Genomic DNA, 16441 nt, shown 5'->3' with positions numbered 1-16441 from the left:
GGGGGCACCTTAATTATCTGGAGTAAAATCGATGTCTTCATCCCGTAAATCCGCGCCTGCGTGCGAACCGCTCGACATAAATCTCGACTGCAAAGAATATGTCATCGATTATCTCGAGCGCGCTTTCCCTACTCGCCAAATGCGCGTCTTCACCGACGACACAGGCACGCAGCGCTCCGAGCCGATGACGGACGAGACGGGTAATCCCGTCTACAATCCCGAAGCCGAAGCTGCCCGCGCGCTGATGATCGAGCATCTTTGCGCATTGCCGCCGATCATGTCGGCGCTCGACGGCATCCTGGAGCATTTCGGGCATGATCGTGTCGCGGAAGTCACTGGGCGGACAAAACGCCTAATCTCGACGGGCGACGGCCGGCAGAAGCTGGAAACCCGTTCGACCCGTACCAGTCAGGCCGAGGCCGCGGCCTTCATGCAGGGGCTGAAGCGCGTCCTCATTTTCTCGGACGCCGGCGGGACGGGGCGATCCTATCACGCATCAATGGACGTGCCGAACCAGGAGCAACGCGTCCATCTGTTGCTCGAGCCGGGCTGGCGCGCGGACCGCGCCATTCAGGGCCTTGGCCGAACCCATCGGACCCATCAGGCGAGCACGCCACTGTTCCGGCCCGTCACGACCGACTGCAAAGGCGAACTCCGCTTCACCAGCACGATTGCGAGGCGGCTCGACAGCCTCGGCGCACTCACACGGGGTCAGCGCCAGACCGGCGGTCAGAATCTCTTCGACCCGGCTGATAATCTGGAGAGCGAATATGCTTGCGCTGCGCTGGTGACGTGGTTCCACTTGCTGGTCGATGGCAAGCTCAAGAGCATCTCGCATTCGGAATTCGAGGATCGGACCGGTCTCGAGCTCTGCGACAAGGACGGCGTCCTGAAAGAGGAACTGCCGCCCATCCAGCGATGGCTAAATCGCATCCTCGCGCTTCCCATCGGCCTGCAGAACAGCATCTTCGATGAGTTTCTGTCCCTGGTCGAGACACGGGTATCGGCGGCGAGGGAGGCTGGCCGGCTCGATGTCGGTGTCGAGACGATCCTCGTCGATTCCGCCACCTTGATCGACGACACACTGCTCCGGACCGACCCGGTCAGCGGGGCGACGTCGCACTTGCTGACCATCGAGATCGCGCGGCGGCGGACCCCTGTCACCTTGGAGCGCGTGCTGCGTATCGCCGACAGCGATAGCACCGCCGTATTTCTGCTCAACGCCAAGTCGGGGATGGTCGCGCTGCAGACCCGCGCCCGAGCGCTCATGGAGGAGAAGGACGGAACGCCGATCCCGCGCTTCGAGCTGACGAGGCCGACCCGGCGGGAATATATCCGCGAGCATGAGCTCTTCGAGAGCGCCTGGAAAATAGTCGATCGGGACGCCTTCTGCGCGAAATGGCAGGCCGAAGCCGATGAAGCGGCGAACAAGGTCGACACCGAGACGATCCGCCTCGCGACCGGCTTGCTTCTGCCGATCTGGTCGGCGCTGCCCAGCGATCATCTGGTGGTCAACCGCATCGCTGACAAAGCGGGAAATAGCTGGCTCGGCCGCCTCGTTTTCGACGAGCACGTTGTCCAGCTTTTCACCAAGCTCGGCATCGATCGCGCCGAGAACCTGCCGCCCTCGGACATCATCAAATCGGCCCATTCCGGTCGAAGCGTTGATGTTGCCCGCCCATTCCCCATGACGATCCGCCGCGCGATGGTGAACCGAAATCATCGCATCGAGATAGTCGGGGCGCCGTCGGATCAGCTCGCCTGGCTGAAATCCTTGGGCTGCTTCACCGAGATCATTCAGTACCGGACACGGGTGTTCCTTCCGGTGAGCATCGCCGCCGACATCCTTGGGCGCATTCTCGCCGATCCTGGGTGAGCGCGGGTCGCCCTTGGTCAAACGACCGAGGCCGCTCTTGGGAAAGAGGGAAGGGGGAACGGGGTGGTGTCCGGGAATTGCCGGACGCCAAGAGGAGTGACCCCGGTGATCCAGACCATCAAACTCGCCAAGCTGCGGCTCTCGCCGATCAACGTCCGTACCGCACCGGACGAACAGCTTCAGATTGAACCCATGGCCGCCAGTATCGAGGCCAAGGGCGTCCTTCAGAATCTGCTCGTCACGCCCGCCAAAAAGCCGCGCGGCACCTTCGAGGTCTTCGATGGCGGACGCCGTTGGCGCGCGCTTCGCCTGCTCGCCGAGCGCGGTACGATCTCGGAAGCCGATTTCGATGTCCCCGTCATGATCCTTACCGGCGACGATGCCGAATTGTCCGAAACGTCCACGGCGACCAACTTCCATCAGCTCAAGATGACCCCCGCCGAGGAATGCCGCGCCTTTCAGCACTTCATCGGCTCGACCGGCGATCTCGATGCTGTCGCAAAGCGTTTCGGCGTGACACGTCGCTTCGTCGAGGGGCGCCTGCGCCTCGCCTCGCTGGCAGCGCCGATCTTCGACGCCTTGAGCAAAAGCGAGATCACGCTCGACATCGCCAAAGCCTATGCGTCGACCGAAAGCCACGACAAGCAGCTTCTGGTCTGGAACAGCTACCAGAATGGCCACGTAACGGCCGACACCATCCGCCGCGTCATCGCCAATGAGACGCTCAAGGCCAGCGATCCGATCGCGATTCTGGTCGGCGAGGAGCGGTATCGCGCGGCAGGCGGCAAGGTCGATGGCGACCTCTTCACCGACGGCAACGACCGCTGGAACAATCCCGAGATCGCGCACCGTCTCGCCGGCGACATCATGGAGGCCGAAGCGAGACGCATCGGTGAGGAGACGGGCCTTGCCTGGATCAGGCCGATCGCCAGCAACTACGCCCACAACGCCGCCCACGGCCTCTACCGTGCCATCCTGCAGCCGCCCGCGCTCACCGAGGAGCAATCCGCCCGCCTTGGCGAGATCGAGGCGCGCCGCGCCGAGCTCGAGGCCGAAATGCAGGACGAATCCATCTCGCCCGATGCCTACAAGGCCCTGGACCAGGAGGATGACCGACTGATCGCCGAGGCCGAGGCGATCGAGCATCGCGCGCCCGTGCTGCCAGATGAGCTGCGGCCGCATGTCGGCGCGTTTCTGCTTCTGACGCCGCAGGGCGAGATGCGTCTCGACACCCAATTTTATAGCGAGCAGGAGCTCATCGTCGAAGAACCCGACGCGATCGATGATGCGGGCGGCGGAAATCCCGGCGAACCCGACGAGGGCGGGGCGGGCAGGTTTCGCGTCGGCGTGAAGGATTCGCCCGAGCCAGCTCGCCGACCCGAAGCTGTGGCACCTGGCGGCAAGCCGCTCAGCAATCGGCTCTACGACGAGCTTGCCATACAACGCCGCGATATTCTCGCATCCTGTCTGCTCGCTCAGCCGGCGCTCGCGCTCGATTACGCGCTGTTCGTCATGATCGACGCCCGGGTTTTCGCCGGCGGCGGTTCTGCCGACGAGATCGTTCAATATGGCACCACCATCTGCGCTGATGCCCCGCAGGATCCCGTCACGGCGGATTTGCCCGGCTCACGCGCCCGGTCCTACCTGGCCGAAGCGCATGATGGCCTTGATGCCGGATGGTGCGACCACGATCACGAAATCGATCGGTTCGAAGGGTTTCGCGCGCTCGATGACGACAGCAAGGCGCAGTGGCTGGCCTATATCGTTGCCATGTCGATCGAGGCCAAGCCGCGCGGGGCCAGCGGCCAGGTCGCGATCCACAATCGATTGGCCTCGATCCTCGAGATCGACGTTGCGAGCTGGTGGCGTCCGACCGCGGAAAACTTCTTCGATCGGGTCAACAAGGGCAGCATTTTGAGCCTGCTTCATGACGTCGGCGGCGGCGCGCTGACGGCTCGGCACGCCACCCTGAAGAAGGCGGAGATCTCGGAGAGCTGTGAAAAACTCTTCGCCGGGGCGGCCATTGTCGAGCCCGAGACGAAGGACGCTGTGCTCGCATGGGTGCCGGACGCGATGCGCTTTGGTGCTGCGGCCCCGTGCCCGACCGATCGTCTCGGTGGCGAGCCGGATCGCTCTGCGTTGTCGGATGATCACATGGCGGAAGGCGCTTCGGTCGCGGACGATACGGTGATCGAGCCGGTCGAAGCCTGACCCAGCAGGACAGGGGGGCGGTCGGCGCCACTTGCGCGATCGTCCCCTCCCGCACGCTTGCCTCTCCCGAACCCCATCGTCATCCCGCTGGAGCATCAGCCATGCCTGCGAAAGCCCGTCCGAGCCGCGACGTCGCGGCCGAAATCACCAACCTCATCATCAGAAAGCTGGAAGAAGGCGTCCCGCCCTGGACTCGGCCCTGGCGGGTTGCCGGCGCCGGTGGCCGTCCGCTCCGACACTGCGGCACGCCCTATACCGGGATCAACACGGTCTATCTTTGGGCGATCGCAGACGCGAACGGCTATCGCTCGCGCTACTGGATGACGTATCGCCAGGCCGAAGCGCTCGGCGGCCATGTTCGCCGGGGGGAGCACGGCTCGCTCTCGGTCTATTATTCGAGCTTCAAAAAGACCGAGTCGGACCGGGTGACCGGTGCCGAGAGCGAACGCAGCATTCGTTTCCTTCGCCATTATCTCGTGTTCAACGCCGATCAGATCGATGGGCTGCCCGCCTATTTCTATCCGGACGACGCGACCCCTGCGCCGATCGATCCATCTGCGCGGCAAGCTGCCATCGACGAGTTCTTCGATCATGTGCCGGCAGATGTTCGACATGGCGGCGATCGCGCCTTCTTCCACCCGACATTTGATTTCATCCAGATGCCGCACCGGCGGTCATTCACAACGATGGATCATTACGCCTCGGTGAGGGCACACGAGACCGTTCATTGGTCAGGCGGCAGCTCGCGCCTTGCCCGGACCTTCGGCAAGCGGTTCGGCGACAAAGCTTATAGTTTCGAGGAGCTTGTGGCTTTATCTGGACAGTCTGCACCGTGCCTCACGCACACTTGAACGGTATGTTTTGGCGCAACGCAGGGGGGCATCAGGCCGGATGAAGCGCTATCCATAAGCTGGCGTAATCCGGCCTGATGACCACCGTCCCGCAGGCGCGCAACGTGTGCGATCTGGAGTTGGGAGGGGGTCTGGGGGAGGGACTGACAAGCTGTGGATACTTCAGGTGCGTCGATCGTCATTCAGGAGCGCCGGACGGCGGATGGCCTGGACTCCTACATCCCGGTAATCCTGCGTGATGGTGCGATCTATGATCTCCACCTTGAGCGCTACTTCCTCGATTTGCCGCTGAACGGTTCGCGTTCGCGACACTCGTTGCGCGCCCATGGCTATGATGTTCTGGTCTGGGTTCGCTTTCTCGCTTCGGCCCGTGGCAAGTCTGTTTGGCAAGCCGATGCCAATGATGTCGGTGCCTATCATCGTGCCCGGCGGCGCAGCGATGCTGAGTTCCGGATTTCGGCATCGACGTGGAACCGGGCGATTGCCTCGCTCGACAAGCTTTATCGATGGGCCGAACGGGAGGGTCTGATCGAGCGTACACCTTTTACGCATCGTCAGGTCTGGCGACGATCGCACGATGGGCGCCGGGCGGCAGTCACGGGCCGCAATGACGCCTATGAGCGCGCAGCCCGTCGTTCCGACGTCCGTTTCATCGATCTCACCGATTACCGCGCCTTCCGGGAAGTTGGTTTGCGCGGCCTGACCGTTGAAGGGACCGAGCGTCCTGGAGCGCGTGACCGCAATGGCGCGCGCAACGCGCTGTTCGCCGATCTGCTGGTCACCACCGGCCTGCGCCTGGAAGAGGCATCCCACTTGCTCGCAGCTGAGATTCCGGTTTGCGACGCCCGCTCGGAACGTCAGCGGCGGGTCGAGCTTCCGGCGGCACTTACCAAGGGTGACAGGGGGCGAAGCATGCTGCTACCGCGCCGTTTGTTGCCGGTGTTTGACGCCTACATCGCCGTTGAGCGAGCGGCGGCCGTCGCCAAGTTCGCACAGCGCCGTGGCTGGGAAGCCATCGACCGCCCGATCTTCATCCACAGCCCCTCATTCGGGCAGCGCGCATTGCCTCTCGTTGGCGGTGGCACGATGGACATGGAGGTCGTCACACCGGATGAACGCGCAAGGCTTGTTATTTGCGCTGACGATGGAACGCCGCGCGAAGCCGCGGTCCTCTGGCTGACCGAGGTGGGCCATCCTGTGTTGCCCAACTCGTGGGAAGCGATCTTCGCACGGGCAAGCCGCCGTTGCACGGACGCAGGCATCCCGGTCCGGCTTAGCCCCCATCAACTCCGGCATTCCTTTGCAGTCCACATGCTGGCCATGCTGATCCAGCGCCGCCTCGCCGACGCAGCGGCACCAGTGGGCGCCATGGAAGGTTATCGCCAGCTGGTCGGCGATCCGCTTCAACAGGTCCAGCGATTGCTTGGCCATTCGAGCCTCGCGACGACCTCTATTTATCTGGATCACCTCGCCACGCGTGCCGATACCGTCGATGCGGCAGTCGAAGAGCTGTTGGCACTCGTACCAGGCTATCTTCGATCATGAGCGCTGCTCCACGCAAAGGACGCAAGGTCAGCTTCGAGACCGAGGCGGCTGCGCCCCAAGCCGATCCATGGTCGCAGATCAGCACGCTGCGCTTCATGATTCATCCCTTATATGGCGGCGAGCTGCTCGTCGATTTCACGGGCTTGCGGCCGCGCGGCCTGGCGCTCGCTTTTGCCCGGAGCCTGTTCAAGCTGGCCGCACCGCGCGGCCCCATCATGGTACGTTCCTCCCTCAAGACATACGCCAACCAGCTGCCAAGCTTCTTTGCCTACCTGGCCGGGACAGGCGACCGGATCAACGGCCCTGCTGACCTTCGCGCCCATCACATCGATGGATTTGAGACATGGCTCAGCGCGCAGGGCAAGTCTCGCGTGCATGGACAAACCTATGTCGCCAAGGTCGTTTCCGTCCTACGTCGCATCGCGGACGACAGCCCTGAGCTTGTCGATTGCGGCTTGCGGGAACGACTGCGCTACGTCAGCTCACACGCACACGTTCGTTCCCGTCCACGCGATGCCTACAGTCCGTATGTAGCCCGCCAGCTGCGCGATGCGGCACGCGCGGATATTGCTGCGATCGAGGCCCGCTTGCGATCGGGGCCACAGATCGATGAGGTGGCGCAGATCGATGGCGCATATTGCAAAGCCCATGCTGCCATCGAGACATACGGTGTTCTGGGCTACCGTGATCCCACGTTTCAGAGCCTGTACAAGCTGCGCAAAAAGCGCGATCTCACCAGTGACAGGCTTAACCTGAGCCTCCACGCAGCCCACTATCTTACTGCCGACGATATCGTCCCGCTTCTTGTTCTGCTCTTACTCGAGACAGGGCTTGAGCTGGAGTGCTGCAAGTCGCTCACCCTCGATTGTCTGCGCAATGCCGCAGGTGGTACCGTCGATATCGCCTACACCAAGCTGCGGGCACACGGTGCCGAGCACAAGACAATCCGGGTGCGTGATCGCGGCTCATCCACCCCTGGCGGTCTGATCCGACGCATCATCGCCCTATCGTCCAAGGCCAGGGTCCATAACTTTAGCGATAACCTTTGGGTCTATTTTCAGCCGGGCGAGATCACCGCAGGTATTCGTCAACTGCGCTTGAAGGTCAGTGCCTGGACGCAGCGCCATTGTATTACCGATGATCAGGGTAAACCGCTCCATCTGTGTCTTTCGTATCTGCGCAAGACGCACAAGGCCTTGTGGTATCTGAAGACCGAAGGCCACATGGCCCGCTTCGCCGTAGGTCATACCGTCGATATCGCGGCACGGCACTACGCCGATATTCCCTCCCTCAGACCGCTGCACGAGCAAACCGTGGCAGATGCCCTCGAAGAGGCGCTCGCTGGTCCAATGATCCTGCCTCCTCAAGACGAGGACCGGCTGCGCGGCAAGTTGGCAAGCCCTGATCCCGATGATGGGGGCATTTCAACCGCACTGCTCGATGGCGAACAAGACGTCTGGCTTGCAAGCTGTGGCAACTTCTATTCCAGTCCCTTCGCATCCGTCGGCACGCCATGCCCAACACCGTTCTGGGCCTGCCTCGATTGCCGCAACGCGGTCATTACCGCGCGCAAGCTGCCTGCCATTCTCGCCTTTCTCTCCTTCGTCGACGCTCAGCGGATCGGCCTGAGTGCCGCTGATTGGACCGCCAAGTTTGGTCATGCCCATGATCGCATCGTTCAGCAGATCCTGCCTGCCTTCGCCGAAGGCGTCGTGGCAAGGGCCCGTGCGCAAGTCGCGAACGACCCTCCCACGGTCTATCTGCCGCCAGAGGCACGGGTATGACCGTTGTCCAGCTTCTGGCGGAGAGCGACGATGAGCGCGATGCCCTCCCTGTGCTTATGTCCGCGCCTTTGCGCCCCGGCTGCGATCGCGCGCATATTTCACGATACGGCGATCCGGTGTGGGATCTGGCTCCCGGCGTATTTCGCGACAACGCGCGGCGCTGCCATGTCACGGTACATTTCGGCGGTATTGAAGACCCATCTATTGCTGATGCCCTGCGCCAGATTCTCCATGCGCGGCTCAATGTCGATCTCCCCGGTCACCGTTCGCGGCTTGAGCCGGCCGGGGTGCGCGGCGAGGCCAACCGGACCTTGCGCTTTTTCGACTTCGTGAAGGCTCAGCTGGGGCGTTTCGATCTCGGCCGGGTCGATCAGGCTCTGGTCGATCGCTACGCCGGATCTTTGCGCCTTGCCGGGCTGCGCCCAGTTGTAGCGGCAGCGCTGCTGCGGATCGTCTTTGACCTGCACGAGTTGCAGCATCATCTGCCGACTGCGCACCTGTCCTTCGAACCGTGGCCGGGACGAAGTCCGTTTTCCGTGGCGGGCGCAAAGCATATTGCAGGGGAGAACCGGACGCCGCGCATTCCCGAATCGATCATGACGCCGCTGCTCTCCTGGTCGTTGCGCTACGTGACCTGCCACGCAGGCGATATCCTTGCCGCACGGGCGGAACTCGATCGCCTTGAAGCAACGCGCAACCGTCTGATTGCCGCTGGGGAAGGTCTGGATCCCGCTGTTCGTCGGTTACGGCAACGCGAACGCCTTCTCGACTATGTTGCATCCTTGCGGCAGCATGGGCGCGGCATTCCGATCTGGACCACGGCACATAACGGCGCAACGCGAACAGACCCGCAAACCGGCGCCGTCACGCCGCCGATCAACTACCACCTGATCCACCTCCATGCCGGTATCAACGCGCAGGCCGAACCTGCCATGCACCTTGGCCTCGCCACCGGTGCACCAGACCTCATCGCCGCTGCCATCGCAGAACTCGGCACCGAGATCGGCGGCATGGATACGCCCATTTCTGCCGATCCCGATACTGGCCTGCCTTGGCGCACCCGCTTCGATGCCAAGGTTTTGCCCCTCGAGGAAGTCATGCTGCAGTCCGCAGCCTATATCGTATGTGCCTTTCTCTCAGGCATGCGGGACAGCGAGATCCAAGCCATGAGGCAGGGATGCCTGTCTATTACCAAAGCCGAAGACGGTACGATCTTGCGGCATCGTATCAAGTCCACTGCTTACAAGGGCAAGCGCGGCGGCGGCGAGGAGACCGAGTGGGTTACCATCGCGCCAGTCGCTGAAGCCATCGATGTCCTCGAACGCCTTTCCGCGCGTGCAGGGCAAGCGCGCGGAACAACGACCCTGTGGCCAGTCCTCACGCTCCGGGCCAATACCAAGACGCACGTCTCTGCAGAGATAGTCCGGCAACTCAACCGGTTCCGCGATCACCTCAATGACCAATTCGGATCCGCGCAGGCACCCGTCATTCCTGCCGGACCCGACGGCCGACCATGGCGTCTGACAACGCGTCAGTTTCGCCGCACAATCGCCTGGCACATCGCCAACCGGCCCTTCGGAACAATTGCCGGCATGATCCAGTACAAGCATGCCAGCGTTGCGGCTTTCGAAGGCTATGCTGGCAGCAGCCGGTCCGGATTTCGGGGAGAGATCGAAGCCCAGCGTGCGCTCGGGCAGATCGACGATATCCTTGTCTACTTCGACGAGCGGCAAAGTGGCGCACGCCTTGGCGGACCTGCCGCGAACAGGGTCGGAGTTGTGCTTGATACTGCCGCCCACGAGTTGGCGCCGCTACCTGCCATGATTGCCGACCGTCCACGTCTGCGCACCATGCTGGGCAGTCTCGCGCGGACATTGCATGTCGGCCCGCTGGCCGATTGCTTCTTTGATCCGGCAACTGCCCTGTGCCTGAACCGGAGTTCGGAGCCAGGCGCAAGCGGGCCAATGATCTCCATGTGCGAACCGGTCCGCTGCCCCAATGCCTGCATCGCCGAACGGCATCGCCCGGCATGGCAGCGCGGTGCTGATGAGGCACGGTTGTTGTTGCGCGAGAAGCGGCTTCCAGAGCCGCAGCGGGTGACGCTTCAGGCCGAGGTGGCCAGAATCCAGCGTGTTCTTGAACAGATCGCACCGGGTACCGCCACACCGCATAACGGTATGGCGGGAGAGGAAGAGGAGGCGGGTTTGCGGGTGACGGATTGAAGGAGCGGAAGACAGTTTCCCTCCGCCCGTCGTGGAGACCTGCCATGTCCCGATCCTACCCTGCTACGCCGCGAGCCGACGTCTATTCGCGCATTACTACCGAGATTGTATGTGCCATCGAAGCCGGTGCCGGCGATTGGCGTATGCCCTGGCACCATGATGGCGCTGCCACCACCAGGCCGCAGAACGTCACCTCCCGCCGCCGCTATCGCGGCGTCAACGTGCTCGCGCTCTGGATCGCAGCCGAAGCGGCTGCCTATTCCAGCGGTCTTTGGGGGACCTATCGCCAGTGGGCATCGCTTGGCGCACAGGTCCGCAAAGGTGAACGCGGAACGACGGTTGTGTTCTGGAAACAGGCCGCATCGCGCACCGATGATGATCATGACGATGGCGAAGCCGGACCCGGCCGCATGTTCGCGCGGGCCTTCACCGTGTTCAACCTCGCCCAGGTCGAGGGCTATGAACCCTCACCTGTCGCAGTTCTACCCGAGGGCGAGCGGTTCGGGCACGCCGAAGCTTTCGTCGCGGCCCTCAAGATCCCGGTCACCGAGGGCGCCTACGATGCGCACTACCGGATCGACCTCGATCACATCTTCATGCCGACCTTTGCCTCGTTTCGGGATGCATCAGCACAGATGGGCACGCTTTTGCATGAGGCGGCCCACGCCACAGGGGCAAAGCACCGGCTCGACCGCAACTTTGCCGAACGTTTCAAGCGCGACAGCTTGGCGATCGAGGAAATTTGCGCTGAACTGACCGCATCGTTCGTGCTCGCCGACCTCGGGATCGCTCACCATCCGCGGGCCGATCATGCCGCCTACGTAGCATCGTGGTTGCGCGCACTCAAAGACGACCCTCGTGCCATCTTCACCGCCGCCAGCAAGGCGCAGGCGGCCGCCGACTGGATGCACGCCCAGCAGCCCCAGCCTGAGGAGATGGCCGCATGATCCGCGCCCCGAAAATTTGCGGTGGAAGTCACATTAGGGCTGGACTGTCAGGATATGTAGCAGAGATCGGAAGCGGCCTGATTTGCGCGCATTTGGATCTGCCGAACGAACTGCACGACAATCATGCGAGCTACGTCGCCCACTGGCTCGGCATTTTGCGCGCGGACAAGACCGCAATCATTCACGCCGCCTCGAAAGCTGAGCAGGCCTTCAACTACCTTCTGGCGTTTGGCGACAGCGACGACACGGCGTCATCGGCCGAGGGGGTCAGGCAGATCCTCGAGGCGGCCTGACCGCCGCTAATCCGAATTTTCCCCGACATCACAGGAGATACCGATGGGCTGGCTCACCATGTCCCGTTTCCACATGGGCGGACACAAGACCGCCAAGGATTATCTGGACGCGCAATTCACCTATAGCCGCGAGGCGGACGGGACGATCAAGGGACTGAAGGTGCTCGCCTCATCCTGCCCCCAGAATCGCACCTATTATGCTGCGGCTCAGGTGATGATCGACGGCGTCGGCAAGGAGGTTTTCGCGATCGTCTGCAAGGTGATGTGGAATCCCAAAAGCAAGTCCGGCGAGCATTTCGGCTACAAGGATATGGACGAATCTGTCGGCCCCTATGAGGATAGCTGTCCCCGCCACATTCTCGACCTTCTGACCCCGACCGACCGGGAGCACGCCCTCGACTGGCGCGCGCGGTGCCGTGCCAACCTGGCCCGCCGATCGCGCAAGATCGAGGACGGCGACCGGATCAAACTGGCCCAGGCGCTGACCTTCTCCGATGGTCATGTGGGTGACGAATTTATCGTCGTGAAGCGCGGCCGCCGCCTGAGTTTCCGCGATCCCGCGACTCGCTGCGGCTATGCGATCAGCCGGTTCATGGAGCGCGACTGGACGATCCTGCCGGTCACTAAGGTTCACAAGACGATCTTTGCATGAGTGCGTCAGCCAGTATCATTCCCGCAGCAGGGAGAAGCCATCATGTTTGCCGCGTGTCTTGAATTGTCGCCCAAGCGTCTGCAGCTTTGCAGCCGCGAGAACGCCAATCGCGTCGCAGGTCGCCTATTCGACGAGCGGCCGGGTAGGCTGTCGATCGTCCGCACTGGCGATCCGCTGCAACCATTCCGGGTCTGCACGACGCCGGCGGCCGATGATCATGTCGAGGTGGAGATGACATTTTGATCCGGATCGCGGCGGCCATCATCCTCGCGGGCGGAGCCGCTCTCACATCGCCCTCATGGTCTCAGAGTTTCGACGCGAAGGCGCGGGCGCTCGATGGCGATACCGTGGCCGTCGATTTCCGGTTGCTTGGGGTCGACGCATTCGAGCGCGGGCAGCTCTGTCGGCGCGCCTCGGGATGTTGGCAGTGTGGGAAGGCCGCACAGGATTTCGCCGCGAACGCCCTGCGTTCCAAGGCCGCGACGATCCGGCTCGTGTCTTCGTCTTCTTATGGCCGCCCCGTTGCGGTCGTTACAGTCGACGGCGCGGATTTGGGAGAGCGTCTTATCCGCGCGGGTCTCGCGACCCCGCAGGCGAGTTATCTCAGAGACGATCCCGCTCGCCTGCGCGCATATAATGCGGCCTTCGCTTCGGCCAGGAGGCAAAGGGCAGGGGCCTTTGCCGGAGACTGGATCGAACCGTCGCGCTGGCGGCACGGGAACCGCCTGAGCTGCGAGCGCTGATGGTCAGGCCGACAAAGTCGGGTCGGCCCACCAAGATGGTCCCTGCTCGAAATTTCCGTCCATCCTGACCAACGGCCCATCGGGCGCGTCGGCCACATAGGGGTTCACGAGCGGCATCACCGTCTCCTTCAGGCGCTTCTGTTCGCCTGCGATGCGCCCGCGCCGCTCCAGCAGATCCTCCAGCCATTCAAGATCGTCGAGCATCGACACCACGCCGCGGCCGGCGAGGCAGAAATAGATGCAGCGCTGAAAATCGTCGGCACCATCATTGCCCAGGATCTCCGCCAGCTTCAGCTTGCCCGCCGAAACCCCTTCATGCACCCAGCTTACCGCCTCGCGCAGCTCCCGCACCGAATAGTAGGCGTCCTCGACATGAATGCCGATCGCCGCATTGGCGATCATCCGACGGGTCGGCCGGTTCTCCATATCCAGCGCCGCATCCCGCAGCGTTATGTCGAGATCGAACAGGTGTCGGATGCTGGGCGTCGTCATGGCAAATCTCCTACTCATTAGAACGTAACGTGAACATGCGCGACCGTCAATTGTCCGCGTGCTTCCGTTGCGAGCGGAGCGCGCATCATGCCCATCAACGTCATCGTCGGCCTTCCGCACCTGAACGATGGGCCGATCCTTCAGCGGGCACGCGCGCTTGGCCGGACCGCGCTCATCTCGGCGAACGCGCTTTCACGTTGGTCCGAAAAGCGCGGCTGGCGGGAATGGACCGGATGGCGCCTGGGGCAACTCCAGAATGCACGGGGTTTGTCCGGCCTCTGCCTGGACTCCGCAGGCTTCGTCGCGACTGCGCGCTATGGTGGCTTCCCGTGGTCCCTGTCGGACTATGTATCGCTCGCGGCGGCCTATCCATTCCAATGGTGGGCAAGTGCCGATTACTGCGTCGAGGCTGAGATCGCGCGAGATCGCGACGAAGTCTTCGACCGCCTGTCGCGCACCATCCGCGCCAATCGCGACTGCCGCATCCTGGGCGAGGATGCCGGAATAGCCGACAGACTGATGCCTGTGATCCAGGGCCGGCGACCATCCGACTATGAGCGCTGTGTCGATGCGCTCTGGGGTTCGCTCCGCCCCGGCGCATTGATCGGTGTCGGAAGCATGTGCCGGCGCGATATTCACGGACCGGAAGGCCTGATCGCGGTCATCGACCATCTCGATCAGATTCTTCCGGCCGGTGTTCTGCTCCACGCATTCGGCGTCAAGGGCACGGCACTGCCCTTCCTTCTGCCTTTCGCACACCGGGTCGCGTCGATCGACAGCCAGGCCTATGGCGTCGGTGCGCGTCGGGCAGCCCTGAAGGCGGGGATCTCCAAGACCGATCGCGTCGTGGCCGATTACATGGAGCAATGGCTCGCCGGTCAGTACCACCGACTAACCGAGCGGCCGCGCCGCCTTCCGCAGCAACGGCCTGCTGACGCAGATCCTCCGCCGATCGATCCCTGGGAGGCCGCAATCGCGCAGGCCCGTACCGAAATCCGCGATCTCATCGAGTCCGGCGATCTTGATCATGATGAGATGTTCGAGCCGTGGCTCGAGCAATGGGCGGCCGACATCTTCCATGACCAGACGGCGGAGCGGTGAAAGGGGAGGGGGAGTGGAAGGGTGAGCATCAGGCTCACCGAAAGGGTGCGCGTCGCGAGCAAGCGCGTGCACCGCCATTCTCACTAGGAGAACCGCCTTGACCGCATCGCACCCTGTCGGGACCGCCATGGTCCCGCTCGCCCGGATTGCCGTGGGCTATAATCCGCGCCGCTATTTCGACCGGAAGAAGCATGACGAACTCGTCGCCTCCCTGCGTTTGCGAGGCATGCTGCAGCCGATGCTGGTTCGGCCCGCTGCCGACCTGCCGGAGCATTTCACGATCGTCGCGGGCGGTCGCCGCTACCGGGCCGCAATGGAAGCCTTCGGCGAAAACGCCGAGGTGCCGGTCCTGATCCGGGAGATGACCGACCAGGAGGCGCTCGACGCGGCGATTGCCGAAAACGACGATCGCGATGATCCTTCCGAGACCGAGCAGGCGGACGCGGCCGTTCGCTATCTCGCGGCGTGCCAAGGCGACCGGGCTGAAGCTGCACGGCGGCTTGGCTGGTCCCGCGCAAAGCTGGACCGCCGGCTCGCGCTCGCCGACCTTTCCGAGACCGTCAAAACCGCGCTCGACGAGCGCCGGATCAAGGTCGGACACGCCGAATTGCTCGCCGCCGTTCCCGCCGACAAGCAGGACAAGGCGCTCGAGACGATCATCGCGGCCGGCCTTGACATCGCAAAGACCCGCGATCTTCTCATGAAGGTCACGCAGCGCCTCGCCGATGCCCTGTTCGACAAAACGGAATGCACCACCTGTCCGTTCAATTCAGGGACGCAGCGCGCCCTGTTCGACACCCATGTCGACGATGGCCACTGCACCAACGCTACCTGCTTCCAGCTAAAGACCGAGGCGGTCGAAGCTGCACGCCGTGATGCGGAGGCGGCCGCCGAGGCCGAGGACGCCGCCGCAGCGATCGAACACGATGACGGCGATGATGACGCTCTCGCCGACGATGGCGACGAAAACGAGGACGGCGGTGAGATCGGCGGTCTGACCGATGACGCAGCGCCTTCAGCACCTCTGGTCGGTCGCGGAACCGTCGTGCGCAAGGTTTCCACCAGCACCGGGCCCAGTGTTACCGCAAAGTCCATCGCAGGCCGCACGACCGACCTGCGGGAGGCGACATGGCGCACGGCGCTCGCCCGCGGGCTGGCCGACGATCCTTTGAACGCCCAGGCGGCGATCCTCGTGGCAGCGCTGACCGGCACGCTTTCGCACATCAAGTCAGGCACTTTGACCTCGCGCGCTGCACTGCTGGTCGACGCCGCGTTCCCCGATCGCGGTTTCAAGGAAAAGATCGCAGAGATCCGCGAGCTATCGGAGGTTCAGGCCACCACGGTGCTGGCTGCGATCGGGGCAGCATATGCCCGGGACGTCCAGTCGTTCGCGCACGTCGCCGATCTCGCCGGCGCCTTCGGCATCGACATCCGGACAGTCTGGCAGGTCGATCGCGCTTTTCTCGAACGATACACGAAGGACGAGCTCAAGTTCATTGCCGCCGAGAGCGGCCTGGTCGCGCACATGGGCGAGAAGGCATTCGCAAAGTTGCTCGGCGCCAAGAAGGGCGACCTGATCTCCGGCATGTTGAATGCTGTCGGGTTCGATTGGGCTGGCCGGGTGCCAAGCGCGATGGCCCTCGATGGCCGCTATGCGCCGCCCAATTCGCTTCCGCCCGCCAAGGCCGACGAGGTTGTCACCGAACTGGCCGCCTGACCTCGCC

Annotated in this window: 12 protein-coding genes and 2 pseudogenes; 13 read left to right on the top strand and 1 reads right to left on the bottom strand. The window is 63.2% G+C overall.

The genetic code is table 11. The features are described 5' to 3' along the window. Positions 1-139: 139 nt before the first annotated feature. From SAMIE_RS21315 to SAMIE_RS21265, 11 genes and pseudogenes are all read left to right on the top strand, one after another. Entirely contained in the window at positions 140-1876 is a 1737-nt protein-coding gene (locus tag SAMIE_RS21315) for a strawberry notch C-terminal domain-containing protein (protein WP_083952648.1), read from the top strand. A gap of 105 nt (positions 1877-1981) precedes the next feature. After that, entirely contained in the window at positions 1982-4087 is a 2106-nt protein-coding gene (locus tag SAMIE_RS21310; RefSeq protein WP_037505400.1) for a ParB/RepB/Spo0J family partition protein, read from the top strand. Between the two features lie 101 nt (positions 4088-4188). Beyond that, positions 4189-4923: pseudogene (locus tag SAMIE_RS21305) on the top strand (ArdC family protein); the annotation flags it as partial. Between the two features lie 168 nt (positions 4924-5091). Further along, on the top strand, positions 5092-6483 hold the full coding sequence (locus SAMIE_RS21300) for a tyrosine-type recombinase/integrase (RefSeq protein WP_030538911.1): 1392 nt from the start codon (positions 5092-5094) through the stop codon (positions 6481-6483). Beyond that, positions 6480-8267: a hypothetical protein gene (locus SAMIE_RS21295; RefSeq protein ID WP_030538912.1), complete on the top strand. Its 1788-nt coding sequence runs from the start codon at positions 6480-6482 to the stop codon at positions 8265-8267. Before SAMIE_RS21300 ends, SAMIE_RS21295 begins: the two co-directional genes overlap by 4 nt. Continuing rightward, on the top strand, positions 8264-10489 hold the full coding sequence (locus tag SAMIE_RS21290; RefSeq protein WP_030538913.1) for a site-specific integrase: 2226 nt from the start codon (positions 8264-8266) through the stop codon (positions 10487-10489). Before SAMIE_RS21295 ends, SAMIE_RS21290 begins: the two co-directional genes overlap by 4 nt. Before the next feature lie 44 nt (positions 10490-10533). After that, the gene (locus SAMIE_RS21285; protein WP_030538914.1) at positions 10534-11436 is read left to right on the top strand and encodes an ArdC family protein; all 903 of its coding nucleotides are present in this window, start codon (positions 10534-10536) and stop codon (positions 11434-11436) included. Positions 11437-11492: 56 nt separating this feature from the next. After that, a pseudogene (locus tag SAMIE_RS21280) lies at positions 11493-11729 on the top strand (zincin-like metallopeptidase domain-containing protein); the annotation flags it as partial. A 43-nt stretch (positions 11730-11772) separates the two neighbouring features. Further along, complete coding sequence (locus tag SAMIE_RS21275) at positions 11773-12381, top strand: DUF6927 domain-containing protein (protein ID WP_062787886.1); 609 nt, start codon at positions 11773-11775, stop codon at positions 12379-12381. Next, positions 12382-12624 carry a hypothetical protein gene (locus tag SAMIE_RS21270; protein WP_312844751.1) on the top strand — a complete coding sequence of 81 codons (243 nt, stop codon included), beginning with the start codon at positions 12382-12384 and terminating at the stop codon, positions 12622-12624. Next, complete coding sequence (locus tag SAMIE_RS21265) at positions 12624-13124, top strand: thermonuclease family protein (protein WP_369805560.1); 501 nt, start codon at positions 12624-12626, stop codon at positions 13122-13124. Before SAMIE_RS21270 ends, SAMIE_RS21265 begins: the two co-directional genes overlap by 1 nt. A 3-nt stretch (positions 13125-13127) precedes the next feature. On the opposite strand, the gene SAMIE_RS21260 is transcribed toward SAMIE_RS21265, so the two are convergent. After that, complete coding sequence (locus tag SAMIE_RS21260) at positions 13128-13616, bottom strand: hypothetical protein (RefSeq protein ID WP_030090562.1); 489 nt, start codon at positions 13614-13616, stop codon at positions 13128-13130. An 87-nt stretch (positions 13617-13703) separates the two neighbouring features. On the opposite strand from SAMIE_RS21260, the gene SAMIE_RS21255 reads away from it, so the two are divergent. Both SAMIE_RS21255 and SAMIE_RS21250 read left to right on the top strand, forming a co-directional pair. Further along, positions 13704-14717, top strand: coding sequence for a deazapurine DNA modification protein DpdA family protein (locus SAMIE_RS21255; RefSeq protein ID WP_062787883.1), 1014 nt, complete (start codon positions 13704-13706; stop codon positions 14715-14717). 127 nt (positions 14718-14844) lie between these two features. Beyond that, a complete protein-coding gene (locus SAMIE_RS21250; protein WP_062787881.1) occupies positions 14845-16434 on the top strand; it encodes a PRTRC system ParB family protein in 1590 nt (529 codons plus the stop codon). The last annotated feature ends 7 nt before the right edge of the window (positions 16435-16441 follow it).

The organism is Sphingobium amiense, assembly GCF_003967075.1.
GTDB classification, from domain to species: domain Bacteria; phylum Pseudomonadota; class Alphaproteobacteria; order Sphingomonadales; family Sphingomonadaceae; genus Sphingobium; species Sphingobium amiense.
Note: the sequence above shows the minus strand (reverse complement) of the source record. Positions and strands in the feature narration are given on the sequence as shown.

Coding starts and splice junctions, on each gene's coding strand:
- SAMIE_RS21250 (WP_062787881.1), top strand. CDS start 14,845: ATGGTCCCGCTCGCCCGGATTGCCGTGGGCTATAATCCGCGCCGCTAT.
- SAMIE_RS21285 (WP_030538914.1), top strand. CDS start 10,534: ATGTCCCGATCCTACCCTGCTACGCCGCGAGCCGACGTCTATTCGCGC.
- SAMIE_RS21275 (WP_062787886.1), top strand. CDS start 11,773: ATGGGCTGGCTCACCATGTCCCGTTTCCACATGGGCGGACACAAGACC.
- SAMIE_RS21290 (WP_030538913.1), top strand. CDS start 8,264: ATGACCGTTGTCCAGCTTCTGGCGGAGAGCGACGATGAGCGCGATGCC.
- SAMIE_RS21260 (WP_030090562.1), bottom strand. CDS start 13,616: ATGACGACGCCCAGCATCCGACACCTGTTCGATCTCGACATAACGCTG.
- SAMIE_RS21295 (WP_030538912.1), top strand. CDS start 6,480: ATGAGCGCTGCTCCACGCAAAGGACGCAAGGTCAGCTTCGAGACCGAG.
- SAMIE_RS21315 (WP_083952648.1), top strand. CDS start 140: ATGCGCGTCTTCACCGACGACACAGGCACGCAGCGCTCCGAGCCGATG.
- SAMIE_RS21255 (WP_062787883.1), top strand. CDS start 13,704: ATGCCCATCAACGTCATCGTCGGCCTTCCGCACCTGAACGATGGGCCG.